At 65.0% G+C, this 20,844-nt stretch carries 12 protein-coding genes; 5 read left to right on the top strand and 7 right to left on the bottom strand.

Going from position 1 to position 20,844, the window contains the following annotated elements; all coding sequences use genetic code 11:
• Positions 1-101: 101 nt before the first annotated feature.
• From AAC979_RS04200 to AAC979_RS04180, 5 genes are all read right to left on the bottom strand, one after another.
• A complete protein-coding gene (locus tag AAC979_RS04200) occupies positions 102-2,453 on the bottom strand; it encodes an acetamidase/formamidase family protein (protein ID WP_371345561.1) in 2,352 nt (783 codons plus the stop codon).
• Positions 2,454-2,537: 84 nt separating this feature from the next.
• Entirely contained in the window at positions 2,538-3,776 is a 1,239-nt protein-coding gene (locus AAC979_RS04195; protein WP_371345560.1) for an acetamidase/formamidase family protein, read from the bottom strand.
• Between the two features lie 41 nt (positions 3,777-3,817).
• The gene (locus tag AAC979_RS04190; protein ID WP_371345559.1) at positions 3,818-5,440 is read right to left on the bottom strand and encodes an amino acid ABC transporter permease/ATP-binding protein; all 1,623 of its coding nucleotides are present in this window, start codon (positions 5,438-5,440) and stop codon (positions 3,818-3,820) included.
• 74 nt (positions 5,441-5,514) lie between these two features.
• Complete coding sequence (locus tag AAC979_RS04185) at positions 5,515-6,447, bottom strand: ABC transporter substrate-binding protein (RefSeq protein WP_371345558.1); 933 nt, start codon at positions 6,445-6,447, stop codon at positions 5,515-5,517.
• Between the two features lie 174 nt (positions 6,448-6,621).
• Positions 6,622-10,281: a PAS domain S-box protein gene (locus AAC979_RS04180; RefSeq protein ID WP_371345557.1), complete on the bottom strand. Its 3,660-nt coding sequence runs from the start codon at positions 10,279-10,281 to the stop codon at positions 6,622-6,624.
• 379 nt (positions 10,282-10,660) lie between these two features.
• Between AAC979_RS04180 and AAC979_RS04175 the strand changes: the two genes are divergently transcribed.
• From AAC979_RS04175 to AAC979_RS04155, 5 genes are all read left to right on the top strand, one after another.
• Entirely contained in the window at positions 10,661-12,202 is a 1,542-nt protein-coding gene (locus tag AAC979_RS04175; RefSeq protein ID WP_371345556.1) for an MFS transporter, read from the top strand.
• Positions 12,202-13,458, top strand: a complete 1,257-nt coding sequence (locus tag AAC979_RS04170; RefSeq protein ID WP_371345555.1) for a glycosyltransferase — start codon at positions 12,202-12,204, stop codon at positions 13,456-13,458. Before AAC979_RS04175 ends, AAC979_RS04170 begins: the two co-directional genes overlap by 1 nt.
• Positions 13,459-13,503: 45 nt before the next feature.
• Positions 13,504-16,968: a cytochrome P450 gene (locus AAC979_RS04165; protein WP_371345554.1), complete on the top strand. Its 3,465-nt coding sequence runs from the start codon at positions 13,504-13,506 to the stop codon at positions 16,966-16,968.
• Between the two features lie 680 nt (positions 16,969-17,648).
• Entirely contained in the window at positions 17,649-17,903 is a 255-nt protein-coding gene (locus AAC979_RS04160; protein WP_371345553.1) for a type II toxin-antitoxin system RelE/ParE family toxin, read from the top strand.
• Positions 17,904-17,920: 17 nt separating this feature from the next.
• Complete coding sequence (locus tag AAC979_RS04155) at positions 17,921-18,292, top strand: helix-turn-helix domain-containing protein (RefSeq protein WP_371345552.1); 372 nt, start codon at positions 17,921-17,923, stop codon at positions 18,290-18,292.
• Positions 18,293-18,851: 559 nt separating this feature from the next.
• On the opposite strand, the gene AAC979_RS04150 is transcribed toward AAC979_RS04155, so the two are convergent.
• Together AAC979_RS04150 and AAC979_RS04145 are read right to left on the bottom strand one after the other, a co-directional pair.
• Positions 18,852-19,835: a GTP-binding protein gene (locus AAC979_RS04150; protein WP_371345551.1), complete on the bottom strand. Its 984-nt coding sequence runs from the start codon at positions 19,833-19,835 to the stop codon at positions 18,852-18,854.
• Positions 19,836-19,845: 10 nt separating this feature from the next.
• Complete coding sequence (locus AAC979_RS04145; protein ID WP_371345550.1) at positions 19,846-20,826, bottom strand: hypothetical protein; 981 nt, start codon at positions 20,824-20,826, stop codon at positions 19,846-19,848.
• Between the last annotated feature and the right edge of the window lie 18 nt (positions 20,827-20,844).

The raw sequence follows: 20,844 nt of genomic DNA, 5'->3' as shown, positions 1-20,844 counted from the left end.
CCAGTAGCTGGACGGCACGAAGCTAACGCCCCTTGCACCAGATTGTTGCTGCACTGCACAAAAACAAGGGGCCTCGCGCGGGCGTGAGGTTCGTCAAAGGCTCAGCCAATTTCGCTGCGCCGATGCTGCGCAAAAAGCCGTTTACTCAGAATGGCATGGACGCCCCAGTTTCCGTCGACTACCTGGGTGATGCCAAAATCCACCGCCGCCGACATCAGCGCCACCGCCTCATCCTCGCTCAAAGCCTGGGTAGTCATCAGGAAGCGGCGCATCTTGCGGAAAGCGTCGCGCATGGCGAGGTCCAGCGACGACTTTGCATAGACTTCGCTCTGGCCGCTGGCGCCGAACTCGGCGAGATAGTTTGGATGGCTGAAGCCGGTCAGTACCCAGTCGTCCGGCGTCTCGATCAGCGGATAGGTCAGGTCGGCGAGCACGGTGCCGCTGGTTTCCGCCTTCTTGTGAAGCGTGACACGAAACGTGCCTGTCATCGAGCATTCGATCGCGGTGCCCGACAGTTCGCCATCTCCCTGCGCGGCATGGGGATCGCCCACCGAGAGCAGCGCGCCGGGAACCGAGACCGGCAGGTAGACCGTCGCCCCCTTGCCCAGCCGCCAATTGTCGAGATTGCCGCCGAAATAGGCTGGCGGCACGGAATCGACGAGTTCCGCCTCGCGCGGCGCCACCGCGATGACCCCGAAATGCGGCCGAAGTGGAATGCGCACCCCGTCCAGCACCTTTGTCTGCAGTGTCACGCTGCCGGGCCGCACCAGCACGCCGGGATAATCATAGAGGCTGTGCCGGATGCCGGACGGGTCGGTCTGCAGCTCCCAGCGGTAGGAATGCAACGCCCTCGCATGGGGCTCGTCGGCATCGGTGACGATCTCGTAAATGGTGACGCATTCGCGCGGATGCGGTTCGCTGAGCAGTTCGGAATAGTGATAGCCCCACCAGGCCGCGACACTGCTGCCGAACACGCGGCCGGCGTAGGCCGGATGGCGGGAGCGGCGCGGCTCGATGTCGACGATATGGACCTCCAGCACGTCACCCGGCTGCGCTCCCTGCACGGCGATCGGTCCTGTGCAGATATGCACGCCGAACCCCTCCCCGGCGCCGCGCCCGAACACCGAGGCATCGAGCGGTCCGGCCCCGCGCCGGTTCACGGCCTTGGCGGCGGCCGTCCAGTGAAAGACGCTTTCTGCCCCCGGATCACCCTCGATCATGCGCTCGGGATCATCGGAGGCGTGCTGGGTCAGCGTCTCGATAGTGACGATGTCGCCCGAGGCGATCTCGATCAGTGGATCGAGCGAGCGGCTGAAATAGCCCCAGTGCACATGCTGGGCATGGGCTGGCAGATAATGCCGCGCGGGCGCCTTCGGTTCGGGACGCGCCTCGTCCTCGCCCAGGCGGGCGACGGCGCGGCGGGCCGGGCTGCCGGCGGCCTGCCGCGCCCGTAACTGCACCAGCGCCTCCTGCGGCCAGCCGCGCTGGCCGCTTGCCACCACATTATGGACGCGCCGATCGGTTTCCCGCCGGCGCAGTTCGCGCGGCGGCAGGCCGAAGCGCTCGCGAAACAGGCGGCTGAAATGGGCGGCGTCGGCAAAGCCGCAGCGATAGGCGATCTCGGCGATCGGCACGGCCGCCTCGGCGGGGTTGGCAAGGTCGTGCCAGGCGCGCTGCAGCCGGCGCTCACGAACATAGTGGCTGAAGCTCTCCCCGGTGCTCTCGAACAGCTTCTGTACATAACGTTCCGAAATGCCCTCGGCCTGGGCGACCTCGGCGATAGAGATGTCTTCACCGCCAATGCTGCGCTCGATCGTGGCGTAAAGCCGCTGGAGCAGCGCCGCCCGGCTGGCCGAGGGATCATTGGTCGCGGCTACCAATTCGCCGGAAAGTGCGAGCAGCAATTCGGCCACGCTCTGCGCCGCCACCTCCCACGCCGCCTCGGTGAGCCGGTCGAGCGCGTCGACGGTGGCGCGCGCTGTGCGGGACAGGATGTCTGGCAGGCCCTCGGCCCCGAAGACGCGCGGTTGGGCCGTCACCAGCGGCGGCGCCTTGCGCCCGCGAAACGCTTCCGCCGGCACGGCGAGAACCACCGCCCTCAGACCACGCTGGAACTGAAGCTGCCAATCAACACCGCGCGGCGCCAGAATGATCTGGCACGGGGCGACGATCTGGGAGTCGCTGTCGACCTGCAGAACCGCACTGGTGTCGAGCGGCAGCAGCAGCAACGGCAGGCCAGTGCGGGAGGCCCTTGCGCTCAGGCTCTGCGCATCGGCGGAGAACCGGCCGAGCCGCACGCCGGTGGAGGATTGGCGCCACAGCGCGCTCGCATGGACCGGCGACGCCTGCTGCGCCCGTGACGACTGCAAGCCAAAGCCGCGCAGCACGTCTTGCCACGCGGCTTCGCCCGCGTCGCCCGAATAGGATTCGCTGGTGAAGGGCTGGGCATTCATGATCGGCGCCTCGGCATGGCCTGCGGCCGGCGGCAATCGCCGTCAGCAGCAGTCCACGCCAGCAAGAAGCATGCCCGGGTGTCGTCAGCGCGCCGGGAAGAGGCCCTTGCGGATCGAGCCGGTAACACCCCAATTGGCGTCCACCACCTGGGTGACGGCGAAATCGGCCGCCACCGACATGAGCGAAATCGCTTCGTCCTCCGAAAGTTTCTGCGTGGTCATGAGGAAACGGCGCAGCTTGCGGAAAGCATCGCGCATGGCGCCATCGAGGCTGGAGCGTTTGAGAATCTCAGTCTGATGGTCGGGGCCCAGCTCGGCGAGATAATTGGCGACGCTGAAGCCATAGACCGACCAGACCTCCTCATTTTCGAGCAGAGGGTGGGTCAGGCCCTCGAGGATCGTGCCGTCGAGGTCATGCTTCTTGTGCAGGATGAATTCGAACTCGCCGGTGAGCGAAATCTCGATCGCCGTGCCGGACAATTCGCTGTCGCCCTGCGAGGCGTGGGCATCGCCGCAGGAGAACAGCGCTCCGGGCACCGCGACGGGATAGTACATCCGGGCTCCCTTGGCGATGCGCCAGTCATCCATGTTGCCGCCGGTGTAATTGGGCGGGATGGTGGAGACAAAATCGGCCTCGGCCGGGGCAAGGCCCATCGTGCCGAAATGCAGCCGCGCCGGCACCTTGATGCCCGGCAGGATACCCTCTTTCTTCACGATGGTGTCGTGATCCACCCGCACCCCCGGATAGTCGATGGTCGGGTGGGCTATGCCGTCCGGATCGGTCTGCGGCGTCCAGACATAGGAATAAAGCGCCTGCACCACCGCCTCGCCCATGTCGAGCTCATAGATGGTGACGACCTCGCGGGGCTTGGGCTCCTCGATCAGATCCCGGTACTGAAACCCCCAATTGGCGGCCGGATTGGAGCCGAAGAAGCGCCCGGCAAAGGCGGGGTTAGCGCTCGGTCGTGGCCAGGTGTCGATCACCCGGACCTCCAGAATGTCGCCGGGCTCAGCACCCTCCACCGCCACCGGGCCGGTGAGCAGATGCACGCCAAGACCCTCGCCGGCCCCATAGGTGAACGGCCCCTCGGTTGCGCCCGCCCCGCGCCGGCTCAGGGTCTTCCGGTCCTTGGTCCAGTGGAAGATCTCCTCTGCCGCCCGGTCACCTTCGATCATGCGGGCATAGTCGTCATTGGCGTGGTGGGTGATGGATTCGATCACCGCCCGTTCGCCCGATTTCAGCGTGAGTACCGGCGCAAGGGTCTTGCTGAAATAGCCCCAATGGACGGTGGCGGGCGTGGCGGGCAGATGGTGCTTTTTCATGTCGAACCTCGGAAGCGGAAACACGCGGCGCGGCGGCGCGCCTAGTCGGCAGTCATTGAACTGAGGAAGCGCGCGGTGAGCGGATGGGACGGGGCCGTGAGAATCTGCGCCGCCGGCCCCTCCTCGATGATCACACCCCCGGAGAGAAAGACGATGCGATCAGCGACATCGCCGGCAAAGCGCAATTGATGGGTGGAGATGATCATGGCGAGCCCCTCCTCCACCGCCAGCCGCCGGATCACTTCCAGCACCTCGCCCACCAGTTCGGGATCGAGCGCGGAAGTCGGCTCGTCGAGCAGCAGCACGGTCGGCGCCGGCGCCACGGCGCGGGCGATGGCGACACGCTGCTGCTGCCCGCCGGAGAGATGGCGCGGCAGCGCATCCGCTCGATGGGCGAGACCGATGCGCTCCAGCAGTTCGCGGGCACGCCGGTCGGCGTCGAAGCGCGAAAGACCCTGCACCCAGCGCAGCGGGCCGGCGATGTTCTCGCGGGCGGTGAGATGGGCGAACAGGTTGAATTGCTGGAACACCATGCCGACACCGACGCTGGCGCGCATCTGGGCGATAAGGCGCGGCGACAGCGGGCGGCCGCTGGCATCGGTCCCCAGCGCCCGGCCACCCACACGGATGATGCCGTCCTCCCAGCCTTCCAGCCGATTGATGCAGCGCAGCAGGGTGGACTTGCCGGAGCCGGACGGCCCGAGCAGCGCCACCACTTCGCCCGCGCGCACCGTCAGGTCCACGCCGTCCAGCACGATCTGCGTGCCGTAGCGCTTGCGCAACCCGCGCACCTCCACCGCGACGCTGTTGCCGGCAAGGCGGGCGGCGCGGGCGGCAGCGTCGCGCCGGGCGGGCTTGGCAGCCGCCGGCGGTAGCGGATCGGCGGCGACCTCCTGCACGATCTCCCGCGCGACATCCGGCGGGGTGATAGCGGGGGGCGGCGCTTCGACAGCGGCATCGGGCCGGCCGGGCACAAGCGCGCGCAGGAAACGGCGCAGTTGCTCCCGCGGCGGCGGGCGGTCGAGGTCGAGCAGCATCTCGACCACGATCTGGATCACCGCGATCGCGCCGGTCAGCACTAGGTACATAAGCCCGGAAGCGAAGAAGATGGAGAAGAAATCGAAGGTCGCCGACGCCAGTTGCGTCGAGCGCAGGGTCAGTTCCTGCACCGCCACCACGGAAGCGAGCGACGAATTCTTCAGGGCGCTCACCGCCTCATTGCCGAGCGCCGGCACCATGGAGCGGATCGCCTGCGGGGCGATGATGCGGCGCATGATGGCGGCCGGAGTCATGCCCAGCGCCTGCCCCGCGCTCACCTGCCCGCGCTCCACGCCGAGCACGTTGGCGCGCAGGATTTCCGCGATAAATGGCGCCTCGTTGAGGGCCAGCGCGAGACTGGCGGCGGAGATGGCGGAAAGCTTGATCCCGATCAACGGCAAGGCATTGTAGCAAAAGACCATCTGCAGGATCAGCGGGGTGCCGCGGAACACGATCGCATAGGCCCGCGCCATGATCGCCAGCGTGCTGAAGCGCGAGAGCTGCATGGCGGCGAGGACGACGCCCATGGCCAGCCCACCGAGCAGGCCGAGCACGGTGATGAGGAGCGTGTAGCCCACCCCGTCGAGGAGATAGGGCATGCCCAGATAATGCAGAAAGAGATCCATCGGCCTTGTTCGCAACGGAGGAAAGCGGCGGCCGCCAGGGGAGCGCGGCCGCCGGTGTCAGCGCGTCAGGAGGATCAGTCGGCGAGGACCAGCTTGGGGGTCTCTAGCTGGTCGGCGGGCAGGTTCCATTTCTTCATCAGTTCCGCCTGCACGCCGGCCTGCTGCAGCGCGCTCAACGCCGCCATGACGGCATCGCGGAAGGCAAGATTGTTGCGCGGCACGGCGATACCGACGGAATAGGGCAGCGTCACCGCCGTCGCCTTGTCGAGCTTGTCGGGATAGGCCTTCACTGCCCCGTCGACCGTATTGACATCGTTGATGTAGGTATCGGCCCGCCCGGCAAGGATGGCCTGGATACAGTTCGCATTATTGTCGAACAGCAGGATTTCGGGAGCCGGCTTGCCGGCCTTCTTGCACTCGGCCTCAAGCGCCTGGATCAGCGGCACCTCGACATAGCCGGTGTTCTCGGCGGCTACCGCGCCGCACAGGGAAAGGTCGATGCCGGTGATCTTCTTCGGATTGCCCTTCGCCACCAGGACGCCGTCATAGACCTTGAGATAGGTGATGAAATCCGCCGCCTTGGCGCGCTCCTTGGTGGCGTAGATGTCGGAGATGACGATGTCAGCCTGCCCGGCCTGCAGCGTGGTCAGCAGCGAGGCGAACGTCACCGCCTTGTAGGTCAGCTTGAAGCCCAGACAGTCGCCGATCGCTTCGCCGAGGTCGATATCGAAGCCGATATATTTGGTGGGATCGCTGGGGTCGATCGTCTCATAGCCGGGCGTGTGCGGGTTGATGGCATTGACGAGCGTCTTGCCCTTGAGGTCGGGATATTTCGCCTGAAGCGCCGCGCAGGCCTCCGGCGCTGCGGCATGCGCCGCCTCCGGCAGGCCAGCGGTCACGCCTCCCATGGCGAGGCCGAGCCCAAGAGTGCTGAAGAGGGCTGCGCGAAGATGCGAGACGGCGGACAGGCGGCGCCTGCCGGTGCGGGTGTCGAGAGCGTGTGCCACGTAACTTCTCCTCTGCTAGCGGACCCGAAGGGCGGCCAGACGGATCGTGAGGAGCGAAGTGTCGCGCAGGAGTGCCCGAGGAGACTTGTCTGCGGACGCACCGATTATTGGAGGAGCAGATGCCAAGGCGCAGGCATGACTGCGCATTTTCTAGGCAGCCCACTTCCCGCGCAGCTACTTTTCGATGATCTCGCGGATGCGGGTTGCCAGCACGTCCATGGCGAAAGGCTTGGTAATCATCGCCATGCCCGGCTCCAGAAAGCCGGAGGCCAGGGCGGCATTCTCGGCATAGCCCGTCATGAACAGCACTTTGAGCCCCGGCCTGGACACGCGCCCGCCATCGGCCACCTGCCGCCCGTTGAGGCCAGGCAGGCCGACATCGGTGATCAGGAGGTCGATACGCTGGCGGGACTGGAGGATTTCAAGCCCCTTCGGCCCGTCGCCGGCCTCAATGGCGCGGTAGCCGAGTTCGTTCAGCACCTCGACGATCAGCCCGCGCACCACCGGCTCATCCTCGACCACGAGCACCACCTCGCCCTCTTCCGAGAGCGGCGCCTCGCCGAGCCCGGGCGGGCTTTCCTCCACCTCCTCCTGGCCGCGATAGCGCGGCAGGTAGAGCTTGATGGTGGTGCCCTGCCCGAGTTCCGAATAGATGCGGGCATAGCCCTCCGACTGCCGGGTAAAGCCATAAACCATGGACAGGCCGAGCCCGGTCCCCTGCCCGATCGGCTTGGTGGTGAAGAAGGGCTCGAAGGCGCGGGCGATGGTCTCGCGGCTCATGCCGGTTCCGGTGTCGGTCACGCAGATGCAGACATACTGCCCGGGCTTCACCTCGCGCTGGCGGGCGGCAAAGTGGCTGTCGAGATGGGCGTTGCAGGTTTCGATCGTCAGCTTGCCGCCTTCCGGCATGGCGTCCCGCGCATTGATAGCCAGGTTGAGAATGGCGCTTTCGAGCTGGTTGGGGTCGCACCGCGTCAGCCAGAGCCCGCCGCCGAGCACCAGTTCCAGCTCGACCCGCTCCCCGAGCGTCCGCCGCAGCATGTCCTCCAGCGAGGCGATGAGCGGATTGGCGCGGACCGGGCGGGGGTCGAGCGGCTGGCGACGCGAAAAGGCGAGCAGCCGGTGGGTGAGCGAAGCCGCGCGGTCGGCGCATGTCTTCGCCCCGCCGACCCAGCGGGCGAGATCGTCCGTGCGTCCCTGGGAAATGCGGTTGCCGAGAATGTCGAGGCTGCCGGTGATGCCCTGCAGCAGATTATTGAAGTCATGGGCGATGCCGCCGGTAAGCTGGCCGACCGCTTCCATCTTCTGGCTCTGGCGCAGCGCCTCCTCCACGGCCCGCTGCTCGGTGATGTCGCGTCCCACCGCATGGATGCGGCCATTGCCGGGTACCGCGCTCCAGGCCAGCAGGCGATACTCACCTGCCTTGCTGCGATAGCGATTCTCGAAAGCGACCGTGGTGGCCTCCTCGGACGATTTCACGAGTTCCCGCGCGCTGGCGTCTACATCCTCCGGGTGCAGGAATTCGGCGACCTTGCGGCCGACCATCTCGGCCTCTTCCCAGCCCAGCAGCCTTTCAGCCGAAGGGTTGACGGCGGTGATCACGCCCTCGAAATCGCACACCAGCATCAGGTCCTGGCTGATCCGCCAGAGCCGGTCGCGATCCAACGCATAGGCCTCCTCCGCCCGCTTCTGCGCCTCGATATCGGTGTTGGTCCCGACCCAGGCCGTGATGACGCCGCGGGCGTCGATCAGGGGTACGGCGCGCACCAGATGCCAGCGATAGGAACCGTCGGCAGCGCGCAGGCGGAACTCCGCCTCATAGGTGGCACCGGATTCCAGCGCCTCCGCCCAGCGCTCACGGGCGCCGGGCAGGTCGTCAGGATGCACCAGACGGGTCCACCCGTCACCATCGAGGCTGCCGCGGGCGCTGCCGGAATAGGCGTAGATCTGATCATTGAACCAGTCGAACCCACCATCGGCGCGCGCGGTCCACACCTGATTGGGCATGTTCTGCGCCAGCGCGCTGAACTGCGCCTCGCTTTTCTCCAGCGCCATCTGGGTGCGGCGCCGCTCGGTCACATCCAGCACGGCACCCACAAGACGCACAGGCCGCCCCGCCTCGTCGCGGTCATAGGCGGCCTTGCGGGCCATGATCCGCTCCTCGCCGGTGTCGTGGCGGCGTATGCGGTACTCGACATCGAGCAGAGCCACGCCGCCGGCGCGGCTCGCCGCATTTGAAATGATCCCTGCATCCTCAGGAACCACCAGCCGCTCCACCATCTCCGCAGGCATCTCCGGCACGGGGGAGAAGCCGAACAGGCGGCAGAATTCGGGTGTGGCGCTGATGAGATTGCTGCGCAGGTCGATGGAAAACAGGCCGACCCCGCCCGCCGCCTGGGCACGGCGCAGCCGCTCCTCGCTCTGGCGCAGCGCTTCCTGCGCCTCATACTCGGCCGTCCGGTCGCGAATGAGCTTGACGAGGCCGATCGGCGCGCCGCTCCCGTCGCGCAGCGGCATCATCTCGCTGAGACCCCAGAAGCGTTCGCCATTCTTGCGCAGATGCCAGCGCGCATCATGCGCCCGCCCCAATTCCAGCGCCTCGCGGCGTTTAGCGGCCGGTCGCCCCGCCGCCCGGTCTTCCGGGGTGAAGAAAATGTCCATGGGCTGGCCGAGCATCTCGGCCTCGCTCCAGCCGAGCATTTCCGCCGCGCCCCGGTTCCAGAGCGTGCAGATGCCGTTGAGATCGGTCGAGACGATGCCGTAGTCGATGGCGCTATCGAGGATTTGCCGGTGATGGGCTTCGCGCTCGCGCAGTGCCCCCTCTGCGCTGGCGCGCTGAATATGCGCCCAGGATCGCTCCGTGACCTCCCGGATCACGGCGAGTTCATAGTCGGACCAATGACGCGGCGCGCGGTCATGCATCGCCATAAGAGCGGTCAGCCGCCCCTCGCGGAGCAACGGCATGCAAACCAGCGCCGCGATCCCCACATCGCGCAGCGTTGCCGCAACAGGCGCGGGCAATTCCGCCGCCGTGTCGTTGACGATGAACGGCCGGCCCGCGCGCAACTCATGCGCGGCGCGCTCGCCGAAATCGCCAAGACGGTAGCGCCCGACAAGGGAGGGGGTGCCGGGCAGATGCCAGTCGCCCCGAACAGTCAACCCGTCCTCGTCCTGGTCCATATCGGCATAGGAGCAACTGGACAGGCTGAGATGCTGGGCCGCCATCTGGGTGATGGCCGCGAGAATGTCGGCCGCGTTCCGGCTGCCCACCACCGCTCTGCCAAGCTCGTCGAGAAAGCGCAGTCGTGTCTCGCTTTCCTCCAGCGCGACGCGCGTATGATGCGCCTCCGTCACCTCCACCACGACGGCAATGACACCTCCCGGCGCGCCATCGTCACCGGCGACCGGGGAATAGTCGAGATTGAGCCATACCTGCTCCGGATGGCCGTCGCGGTGAAGCGTCAGCGGCAGATCGCGATAGCTGAGGGTGCCGCCGGCCAGACCGACGCGCATGACATTGTCGTTGAAATCGGCGACTTCCGGCCAGCCTTCCCGCACATTGGAGCCAAGCAGCCGGCTGTCGCGCCCGCCGGCGAAGACCGAATACGCATCATTATAGATCATCACGCCATGCTCGCCCCACAGGAGCACGAGCGGCACCGGGCTGGCGAGCATCAGGCTGACCGTGTGGCACAGGCTCGAGGGCCAGACCTCCCGCGGGCCTATGGGGGTCGAGCCCCAGTCAAATGCCGCAATACGCCGCGCGAGCCCCCCGCCGCCAGCATACGCGCGATCGGAGTTCACGACGCCCTCACCCAGCCGCACGTCAGTCATACCCTATGGCTCGAAAGCGAGCCCGCCTCCCGCCCGACGGGACCTCAACGCCCCTAAACGCACGAGCGGCAGCGGGGTTCCGCGAAAAGCGGCCCGGAATTTCAGCAAATGGACAATGGGTCAAAATTCGCCATGCCGTTGGCTGGCTTTCTCAAGGTATGACCACTGCGGACCAACATAATACCAACAGTTCAATGACTCGCCCGCGGCGACTGCACCTCCAGCGACACCCATGCCGATAGCCCGATTTCACCCCTGCCATGGACCAGATCGAGGCGACGACCAGGACGCGGCCGTAGCGCGACTGTGAAGTGACCGTGAGAGAAGGGGCCTCTCACGCGGCCGCGGGAAGCGATCAGTAAGGTAGTTGGGAGCCTGGATGACGGCCGAAAACACGAAGCAGCAATGGTACACCGTATTCGCCGGCAGCGGCGGCCTGGGCATGATCATGATCGACGCCACGGGCACCGCAGTGGCGCTTCCCGCCATCCAGCGCGACCTGCTGCTCAGCCACGGCGCGCAGCAATGGGTCATCACCATCTATGCGCTGACCGTGGCTGCCGCGATCGCGACCGGGGGGCGGCTCGCGGATGTGTTCGGCCGGGATCGCACCTTCCGCGTTGGCGTTGTGATATTCGCCACCGGTTCGCTGCTGAGCGGCCTGTCGCTGAATCTGCCCATGCTGCTGGCCAGCCGCGCTCTGGAGGGGCTGGGCAATATTCTGATTGTGCCCGCCGCTGCGCTGCTGGCCACGGAGGCGTTCGGTCCCGCGCAGCGGGGCAAGGCCATGGGCATCTATAGCGGCCTCGGCGGCCTTGCCATGGTGTTCGGCCCCATCATTTGCGGGGCGCTGGTCCAGTTAGGAGGCTGGCGCTGGGCCTTCTTCGTCAATCTGCCCCTGGCAGCCATGACCCTGCTGATGCTCCGCGCGGCGGGACCGGCCACCTCAGCCCCCCGCAGCGGCACCTATCGGCCAGCGCACAGCCTTCTGCTCGCGGCGGCGCTGGCGCCGCTGGTGCTCGGCCTCCAGCAAAGCCATGCCTGGGGATGGACATCGCCGCTGACCCTCGCCCTCATCGGGACGGGCGGCTGCGTTCTTGCTGTCTTCATTCAGGTGCAACGGCGCGCGGCCGAGCCGCTGGTCGACCTGCGCCTGTTTGCCGACCGGCAGTTTGCCGCCGACGGCATCGTGCTGTTCTGCGCCCAATGCGCGCTCATCGGACAATCCGCCTTCAGCGCGCTTTATCTCCAGCGCGTCCTGCACTTCACGCCGCTGCAGTCGGGCCTCGCCATGCTGCTTTTCCTGATGCCCCTCATGGCCTGCGCACCACTGTCCGGCCTCCTCTATGACCGTCATGGCGCCAAGCTGCCGGTGGTCGGTGGGCTGACCCTGGCGACGCTGGGCCTGCTGTGGGAAACGCAGGTCCTGCGATACGCGGACTTCATGTTGATGGTCCCAGCGCTCATCGCCACCGGGGCGGGCACGGGCCTGCTGATGTCGCAAACCTATACGGACGGCACCGCCCGAATTGCCGAGGATACGCGCGGCCGCGCCTTCGGGGCGCTCGATACGGTGCGCCAGTTGGGGGGCGCCATCGGCATGGCGGCTATCGGCACTGTGGTGGCCGGCACGGAGCGCAGCCGGTTTCTGGAGATCGCGGCCGATGCGGCCTCCCCGGGGCCCGTGCGCGAGCATCTGCAGGCGCTCATGGAGCAAGCCCTCTATGGCGGGCCGGAATCCATCAATACCCTGCTGGAGCAATGGCCCGCGGTCGCGTCCGCGCTGCGCCTCAGCGCTGCTCGCAGCATTGGTGACGGCTATTATGTGGGAGCCGGAATGATGGCTCTGGGCCTGCTGGCGGCGGTGGTGCTGATGCGCCGCCATCCTTCCGCGCCGGATCTTGTCAAAGGAGTGCGATAATGCGCGTTGTTCTCGCCTCGCTGGGGTCGTTCGGCGACGTCTATCCCATGCTCGCCATCGGACAGGCGCTGCGCGACAAGGGGCATTCGGCCGTGATTGCGGCGCCGCCGATCTATGGTTCGCGTGTGGCGGCACTCGGACTGGAATTCCATCCGCTGCGGCCGGATTTCCCGCCGGATGTGCTGATGGAGATCTTCAGCGATCCCGTGAATGGCGGCCGGCGCATGCTGCTCGACCTCGTCTTTCCCCATGCGCGCGAGACCTATGAGGACCTGCTCAATGCCACCGAGGGCGCCGATGCGCTGGTGGCGGGCGAACTCGTCCATGTGGCCCGGCTGGTCGCCGCGCGGCGCGGAATTCCCTGGGCAAATTCCATGCTGGCCCCCACCACCATGATGTCGGCGCTCGATCCCAGCATCTACAGTTGGTTTCCGGCGGGCTACCATCTGCGCCATCTCGGCACATGGCCGCAGCGGCTAATGTTCCGGATCATACGCCGGCAGACCACACGCTGGGCGGAACCACTCATCGCGCTTCAGCGCGAGTTGGGGGTGGGCACGGGGGACATCATGTTCACCGACAAGTTCTCCCCTCATCTGGTGCTCGTCATGTTCCCGCAGGTATTCGGGGCGCCCCAGCGCGACTGGCCTGCCGCCTCGGTACAGACCGGCTTTCCTTATTTCGCTCAGCAGGCAGATCCAGCGACACAAGCCCGGATCGACGCTTTTCTCGCGGCCGGTACCCCGCCCGTGGTTTTCACCCTCGGCACCACGGCGGTGCATCTGGCGCACGACTTCTACAAGCTCGCGGCGGAAACGGCGCTGGCGCTTGGCCGGCGGGCGATCCTGCTCATGGGCAAGAACCCGCCGCCAGACGCGCCGGCCGATCAGGTACTCGCGCTCGATTACGCCCCCCATGCCTACGTGTTTCCGCATGCCGCTGCCGTGGTCCAGCATGGCGGCGTAGGCGGATGCGCGGAAGCCATCCGGGCGGGCGTGCCGGCGCTGACCATCCCCTTCGCGTTCGACCAGCCGGATAATGCGATGCGCATGCAGCGCATGGGGGTGGGGGCCGTGCTGCCGTTGAAGAAAGTCACCCGCGCCACGCTCGAACGCAGCCTCAAGGCCGTGCTGGACGACAAGGCGATGGCGGCACGCGCCAAGGCGGTGGCCCGCGAGATAGATCCCGCGCGCGACATGGCCCGAACGGTGGCAGCTATTGAGAGTCTTCAGGCCGGCGCCGCGCCGCGCACATAAGCCAAATCGCCCCCAATCCCTGATCTTTTCCGGGCAGGAGCCGCCATGTCCACCAGCACGACCAGCCTTGACGAAACGGCCGCCAAGAGCGGTGCCCCCGCCCTTAAGAGCATCGAACTCCACGCGCCTGCGGGGACGATCCAGGTCGGCTGGTTTCCCGGCGCCAGCCGCGAGGCCGTGCTCGAGGCGATCCGTGTCGCCGCCCATCTTCCGGCCGATGCGGTCTTCCATCTGGAAACGCCGGAGGGAATGGTGGTGGCACTGGATGAGAGCGTGCCCGCCGGGGCGCGGCTGAAGCTGGTGACCGCCGGCAGCGCGGGCGCAGCGGTGCATGAGACCGTGCCCGGCCCGAAACCCTACCCGATCGTCGGAAACCTGCCGGAGCTCAACCGGGCGGAAGGTATCGTGGGGGCCATGTCCGACCTCCACGCCAAATACGGGGACTTCTTCGCCTTTTCAGCACCCGCTGGCAGAGCCTATTTCTGCGCCGATGCGGATATCTTGTCTGAAGTCATTGCAGCACCGGACGTGTTCGCGAAGGTGGTGGAAGGCCGGGGTGGGCTCGGCAATCTCAAGGACCGGAACCTTGACCGGGCACTGATCACGGCGAACGACGATGATCCGCTGTGGCACATGGCCCACCGCATTCTCGCCCCCGCCTTCGGCACCGGCGCGCTGAAGAACTACTATGGCCGGATTGTCGAGGTGGCCGACCAGATGCTGGCGCATCTGGACAGGATGGGACCGGAGGACACCTTTCTCGCCACCGAGCTGATGACCCGGATGACCTTTGAGGCCATCTCCTATGCCGCCTTCAGCAAGCGATATGGCTCCATTGACTCGCCTCACCTGCCACCATTCGTGGAGGCGATGAACGAGGTTCTGGCGGATGCCATGGAGGAGCCGAAGCGCCTCCTGCCGGAAATCTTCTATCATGAGGCCCGCCGTAGGCGGGCGGCCGCCGACCAGGTCCTCAGGGACCATGTGGATGACATCATCCGCGAGCGTCGCGCCCTCATGGCCAGCGGCGAACCGGTGCCGGCCGATCTGCTTCAGGTGATGCTCACCACGCCGGACCGGGTGACCGGCCAGAAGCTGCCGGACGACAATATCCGCGTTCAACTCATCGCCATGCTCATCGCGGGCCATGAGACTACGAGCGGGCTGCTTTCCTACACGCTCTATCTTCTCTGGAAGCATCCGGAGGTGGTGGAAAAGCTCATCGCCGAAGTGGATCAGGTGCTCGGCCGGGATTTCTCCTACGTGCCCACCTATGAGGATTGCGGCCGGCTGCAATACACGCAGCGCGTTCTCAAGGAAGCGCTGCGGCTCTGCCCGCCGGTGGCGGTCTTCCCTCGTCACATCTCTCGCGACACCACCGTGGGCAACGGGCGCTACGAGGTGAAGGCCGGGGAGCGGATCTTCATCGCACTCACGGTACTGCACACCAATCCCCGCTTCTGGGGACCGGACGCGCACACATTCAACCCGGACCGCTTCCTCCCCGCGGAGGAGGCCAAGCACCATCCCGATGCGTATCACCCTTTCGGAACGGGCGCGCGATCCTGCATCGGCTTCCAGTTCGCCCTGCTGGAGGCGCGCATGGTGCTGGCGCGCTTCATCCAGCGCTTCACGGCGCGCCCCAAAAATCCCCATTACGTTCTGCACCATCGGCAGGCGCTGACGGTGAAGCCGGAAAATCTGGAAATGCTGCTGGAGCGGCGGCCTGAGGTGAAGGGCCGCTTTCCGGTAAAGACGGAGACGCCCAAGGAGCAGTCGGCGCCAACCCCCGTGGCGGGCGGCCGGGCCATGAGCGTGCTCTACGGCTCCAATATGGGAGGCTGCCGCGAGATCGCCCTTTCGCTCGCCCGGGAGGCCGGAAGCCGGGGCTTCGCCGCGCGCGTGGCGGAACTTGACGAGCAGGTAGGGCAGCCCTGGCTGACCGAGGGGCCGGTGGTCATCGTCACCTCTACCTATAATGGTGCGCCGCCGGACAATGCCAGCCGGTTCGCGAAATGGCTGGAGACGGCTGGGAAGGGCGCCTGCAATGGCGTGAGGTTCGCGGTGCTCGGCTGTGGAAATGCGCAGTGGCGCCAAACCTTCCAGAAATTCCCGCAAACGGTCGCCGCCCGGCTCGCCGACTGTGGGGGCACCGCCCTTCTGGAGACGGGAGCGGCCGATGCGGACGGTGATTTTGAATCGGCGGTAGAAAGCTGGACCACACGCTTGTGGCCCGCGCTCGGTGGCTTCACGGGCACCGCGCCGGAATCAGAGGCTGCGGACAGGCCGGCCATCAAGGTGGAAGTGGTGAATTTCGCCGGCGCGGCGGCCGGCGCCTTGCCAAGCACGGCTACGCTGCTCGACAAGGACGCAGTGCTGAGCAAGGTGCGGCTTAATCGGGAGCTGCAGGCGCCCGACTCTCCCGGCTCGACCCGCCATATCGAACTGCCCCTGCCGCCCGGCACCCGCTATTCCGCCGGCGATCATCTTGGCGTTTTCCCCCGCAACCCGGCGGCGCTGGTGGAGGCGGCAGCGGCCCATTGCGGCCTGGCACCGGACGCGACGGTGCTTTTGACAGCCCTGACTCCGCATGCGGAGACGGAAAGCCGTCTGCCCTTCGGCATGCCGGTGAAAGTAGCCGACCTGCTCGCCGACCATGTCGACCTCGCCGGCCCGGTGACGCGCCGCGAGCTGCGGGCCTGGGCCGAGGCGGCCCGTTGCCCGCCGGATCAGCAACGCATCGCCCAATGGCTGGCCGACTTCCCCGCGCTCGCCGCCGGCAAGCCGCGCCTGATGGATCTCCTGGCGCAGGTGCCCTCCGTGCGGCTGGACCTGGCGACTCTGCTCAGCCTGCGGCCAGCGCTGAAGCCCCGCTATTATTCCATCTCATCCTCGCCGCTGCTGTCGCCGGACAGTTGCAGCCTCACCGTTGGGGCGCACCGCTTCGCCGGTGTCGACGGCCAGATGCAGGAGGGCCTGTGCAGTGCCTATCTCGGCGGCTGCGCCGAAGGCGGGGTGGTGCGCGTGGTGGTGAAGGACACCGGCAGTTCCTTCCATTTGCCCGACGCCCCCTCGGTGCCGCTTATCCTGGTGGGCCCCGGCACCGGCATCGCCCCTTTGCGTGGCTTCATCCAGCAGCGCCACGCGCTGCGCACGAGCGGGATCGACTGCGGCCCGGTTCTGCTGTTCTTCGGTTGTCGCAATGACGGCGACTTCCTCTATCGGGAAGAACTGGAAGCCTATCGCGACGAAGGCACGCTGGAGCTTCTGGCGGTGGCCTTCTCCCGCCGGCAGGGCACGCCCAAGACCTATGTGCAGGATCTGTTGCGGACCCATGCCGCACGGGTACGGGAACTGGTGCAACAAGGGGCGGCCATCCTGATCTGCGGGAATGCGCGCACCATGGCGCCCGACGTGCATGCGGCTTTCAGCGACATTCTCGGCGTCCCCCGTCTCGCCGAACTGGAGGCCTCCGGCAGCTATCTGCAGGACGTGTGGGCTTCCAACTGACAGAGCATGCGCCGGAAGGACTGGATGAGCGCGACAAGAAGGGTCGGCCGCGCGAGGCCCCGCCTTCCCCGTCTCGCTTCAGTACCCCAGCGACGGAGCCAGCCTCCGCTGGACAGACGGAAGCGCCAGCTTCCGGCTGTCCAGGAAACGGCCTGAAACGATGTGAGGCGGATGCACCAACCGCTCGGGCGTCAGAAGTTCACCGAGAACCGAAGCGTGCCCTTCTTGGTGGAGCTGTGCGCCGAGAAGCCGCCCACATACCCAGCCCTCAGATTCACTCCCACTCGATGGTCAATAGGCTCGAATGAGCATTGTATTTATTCAGTTTTTCGCCAGCGTCCGAAATTGATACCAACAGTAATACCAACATAGTTTAGACTAAAAATTCGCAGATTATAAATCGCTATACTTGCAATCATGCGCGCATTCGCATCATAAACGAACATCCGCAGAATGCGAACTAAAAGGCCCAAGATGGAAGGAAGGCGGCTTCCGCTTCATCACCGATCTCAGCCGAGAGAACTTCCGCAGCAATATCTCCACGCTACCGTTGAGATCGGCCCCTCTCACGTCGAAAGTCGGGATTCGATTCCCCCTCTTGATGAGCGCGGCGATTCGAACTTTCGTGCGGCAGCATTCCGCTATAGCCACCGTCATAGCATTATGCTATATTTTGCCCCATGAAAGAGGTCGCTTACAGCAAAGACGCCTTGCGTGTCCTGCGAAAGATGCCGCGGAACGTCGCTGAAACGATCATGGGCAAGATCGGCCAATATGCTGCCGATCCGGCGAGCCTAGCGAACAACGTCAAGGCCTTGAAGGGTGAGCCGGGCACCTATCGCCTGCGGATCGGCGACTGGCGCGTCGTCTTCGCTGAAGATGGGCGTGTGATCTCGATCATCCGGGTTGCCCCGCGCGGAAATGTCTACGACTGAGGCCAAGGAGAGCCGCCATGAACACCCAGATCATCACCACCCCGGCCGGCGACCGTCTGGTTGTCCTGCCGGAGGCCGATTATGAAGCGCTCGTCGCCGCCGCTGAGGATGCCGCCGACATCGCGACCGTGCGCCGTTTCAAGGAGCGCCTCGCCAGCGGTGAAGAAGAACTCGTGCCCGCTGCCATTGTTGATCGCCTCGTGGCCGGCGAGAATGCCATCCGCGTTTGGCGGGAACACCGTGGCCTGTCCGCTAGCTCGCTGGCCGAGAAAGCCGGCATCGCGCAGGCCTTCCTATCGCAGATCGAAACAGGCAAGCGCGACGGCACCGTGACAACGCTCAAGAAGATCGCCGATGCCCTGTCGGTGAAGATCGACGACTTGATTTGAGGGACTTGCCTGGCCGCGACCTGCGAGAGCGAAGGGAACTCGCGATTAGCAGGGTGTGGTCCAGCTTATCCGCCAAAGACCCGGGCCCCTCAAGGAGGCGCCATAGATCGGGCGTCAATCAGATGTCGCGGGTTTACTTTGAGCAGACGATCGACATTCGCGCTATCCATGGACGCGTTCGGGATCAATCGAGAGAATAAGCCTCTCCACTCGCCCACCTCCAACGATGTGAGTGTGAAAAATTTCGGCAATATCAGTCTCGTTTTCAAATCTGTACCAGATGGATTCCGGGTAAATGACCATAACTGGACCGTGGTCGCAGACATTCATGCAACCAGCGTGGTTAATACGGACGCGCCGCACGCCATGTGCCATCACAAGGCGGCACATGTAGTCACAAAGTTGCCGGCCGCGCTTGCCGCCGCAGGAGCCCCGCCAGTGGGTCGGCGGTCGCTCGTTGGTGCAACAGAAAACGTGGATACGATACACCGGCTCGTGGCTTGAGCGCCCATCTCGTCCGGTCTCCGCCGTGAAATGATCTCCGCTCATATGCCGAGACCTAGCTGGCGATACATTGCTTGAACCCATGTTCAAACTCGTCGCGGTCGAGGTTTTTGCCAATGACGACAAACTGCGATGCACGAGGCTCATCGTCTGTCCACGGCCGATCCTGACGCATGGTAGTCAGCATCCTCACGCTCTGGAATACGATGCGTTGAGGGAACCCGCGTGCATGAAAGATGCCCTTCGTGCGATAGAGATCCTGTCCCCGTTCCTGCGCGATGGTGTTCAGCCAGATGGAAAAGCGGTTGAGATCAATCGGCCGGCTTTCTTCCAGAACGAACGATCCAACGTCATCGTCGTGTTCATGCTCGTGATCATCAAGGAATGCCGGATCCACTTCCAGCTTCTGGACGAGGTCAAATGCCCCGACACCGATGACTTTGCCGATATCGATCTCGCTGTTTTTGGTAAAGTGGATCCGCGCCAGCGGATTGAGCGCCCGGATACGGGCCTCGACCGTCTTCAATTGTTTGGCATCGACTAGATCGATCTTGTTGACCAGAATGATGTCGCTGAAGGCAACCTGCTCGACAGCTTCGGTGCTTTGGTCAAGATTTGCATTGATGTTGACTGCATCGACCAGCGTGACGAATGCATCGAGCTGGATATGGTTTTTCACCTCGTCGGCGACGAAAAACGTCGAAGCGACTGGCGCAGGATCGGCAAGGCCTGTGGTTTCGATTAGGATGCCGGCGAGATCGCCTGTCCGCTCCTGCAGTCGTTGCAGCGTCTCGATCAGATCACCTCGAACGGTGCAGCAAAGGCAACCGTTATTGAACTCGACCAACTCGGCTTGGTCCTCCTTCACGATAAGCTGCCCGTCGATGCTGATCTCGCCGAATTCGTTGACGATCACGGCGATCTTCTTGCCATGCTCCTTGTGAAGGATATGATTTATCAGTGTTGTCTTGCCGGAACCGAGAAAGCCGGTGACGACAGTGGCTGGGATGCGGGTGGTCGCAGTGTTGGCGGGGGGCATCGCACTATCCTTATGTCGGAATTGAGGTCGGTGTCGATTGTTGCGAGAGCGGCCTGTCAAAGGCACGCTCCCAATTCGGGCGGTCGCACTCTCCTCGTCGCCAACGGCGCTGTCGAAGCGCGATCCGTATGCAGGCTATTTCCGCACGTGTCGGAGAACGCTTGTGGCCGAGCAGGGTGTCCAAGGCGTCGGGCGGCAAGGACAGATCAAGCATGCCCTCGACCTCGCGTTTGAAGCGAGCGAGAGACCTGTCGCCGTAGCGGTCGATCAACTGCTGAAATGATCGATGGTGGGCCATTGCGTTAGTGGTGCCGACAGAACGTGACGTGGGCGGGAAGACATAGGCAACAGGGATGAAGCCGGCTGGGATTGGTATGGCATTGGAGTGCGTTGCACTGCCGGAAAGCAGGCTCGGAATGACGTGCCACCGTTCCGAGTAGCGGGTTTCGATGCGCCCGAGGGCCGTCTTGAAGATCCAGGTGTCGTGACGAAATTGTTGCATGAAGTCGGCTAGTTCGCCTGCCATGCCCGGTCGCGGGGAAACGCATTCGCCCGAGCCTGCCAAGGTGCGGACACAGACGTCTGCATAGCGCGTTCCAAATCCGAAATCATAGCATTGCAGATTTCGCTGGGATGCCTCGAAGGCATCCACATCCGGCCCGATCGCTGTGAATATCGTGCGCCCGGACATTCGGGCAGATACTTCCGGGAGGCAAAGCGCGATGCCTTGGTTCCAGCCTTGTGGATCCGAGCTGATCGTTTCAAAGGCAAGCGGTCGCATCGTTTTGCTTAAAATCAGATCAATGGCCGCGGTCGCTGTTTCTGCCTTGATCCGGTCATCACTGACATCAACGAAGATGCGAGGTTCACACGGGAACTGTCCGATGGCGCCGAACGCCCCGAGACTGAGGGTGCAGTCGGGATCGGCAACGACCTCTGCGAGCCAGGCAAAGACGGCGTCCGGCGTGCAGGATGTCTCCGTCCCATCCATTGTCTGGCTCCGTCCGCG

This window comes from Ancylobacter sp. IITR112 (assembly GCF_041415945.1).
GTDB lineage: Bacteria > Pseudomonadota > Alphaproteobacteria > Rhizobiales > Xanthobacteraceae > Ancylobacter.
Note: the sequence above shows the minus strand (reverse complement) of the source record. Positions and strands in the feature narration are given on the sequence as shown.

Bases quoted from the DNA above. Each gene is read 5' to 3' on its own strand.
- AAC979_RS04195 (WP_371345560.1), bottom strand. From the start codon at position 3,776: ATGAAAAAGCACCATCTGCCCGCCACGCCCGCCACCGTCCATTGGGGC.
- AAC979_RS04155 (WP_371345552.1), top strand. From the start codon at position 17,921: ATGAACACCCAGATCATCACCACCCCGGCCGGCGACCGTCTGGTTGTC.
- AAC979_RS04150 (WP_371345551.1), bottom strand. From the start codon at position 19,835: ATGCCCCCCGCCAACACTGCGACCACCCGCATCCCAGCCACTGTCGTC.
- AAC979_RS04165 (WP_371345554.1), top strand. From the start codon at position 13,504: ATGTCCACCAGCACGACCAGCCTTGACGAAACGGCCGCCAAGAGCGGT.
- AAC979_RS04190 (WP_371345559.1), bottom strand. From the start codon at position 5,440: ATGGATCTCTTTCTGCATTATCTGGGCATGCCCTATCTCCTCGACGGG.
- AAC979_RS04175 (WP_371345556.1), top strand. From the start codon at position 10,661: ATGACGGCCGAAAACACGAAGCAGCAATGGTACACCGTATTCGCCGGC.
- AAC979_RS04170 (WP_371345555.1), top strand. From the start codon at position 12,202: ATGCGCGTTGTTCTCGCCTCGCTGGGGTCGTTCGGCGACGTCTATCCC.
- AAC979_RS04160 (WP_371345553.1), top strand. From the start codon at position 17,649: ATGAAAGAGGTCGCTTACAGCAAAGACGCCTTGCGTGTCCTGCGAAAG.
- AAC979_RS04200 (WP_371345561.1), bottom strand. From the start codon at position 2,453: ATGAATGCCCAGCCCTTCACCAGCGAATCCTATTCGGGCGACGCGGGC.
- AAC979_RS04180 (WP_371345557.1), bottom strand. From the start codon at position 10,281: ATGACTGACGTGCGGCTGGGTGAGGGCGTCGTGAACTCCGATCGCGCG.
- AAC979_RS04145 (WP_371345550.1), bottom strand. From the start codon at position 20,826: ATGGATGGGACGGAGACATCCTGCACGCCGGACGCCGTCTTTGCCTGG.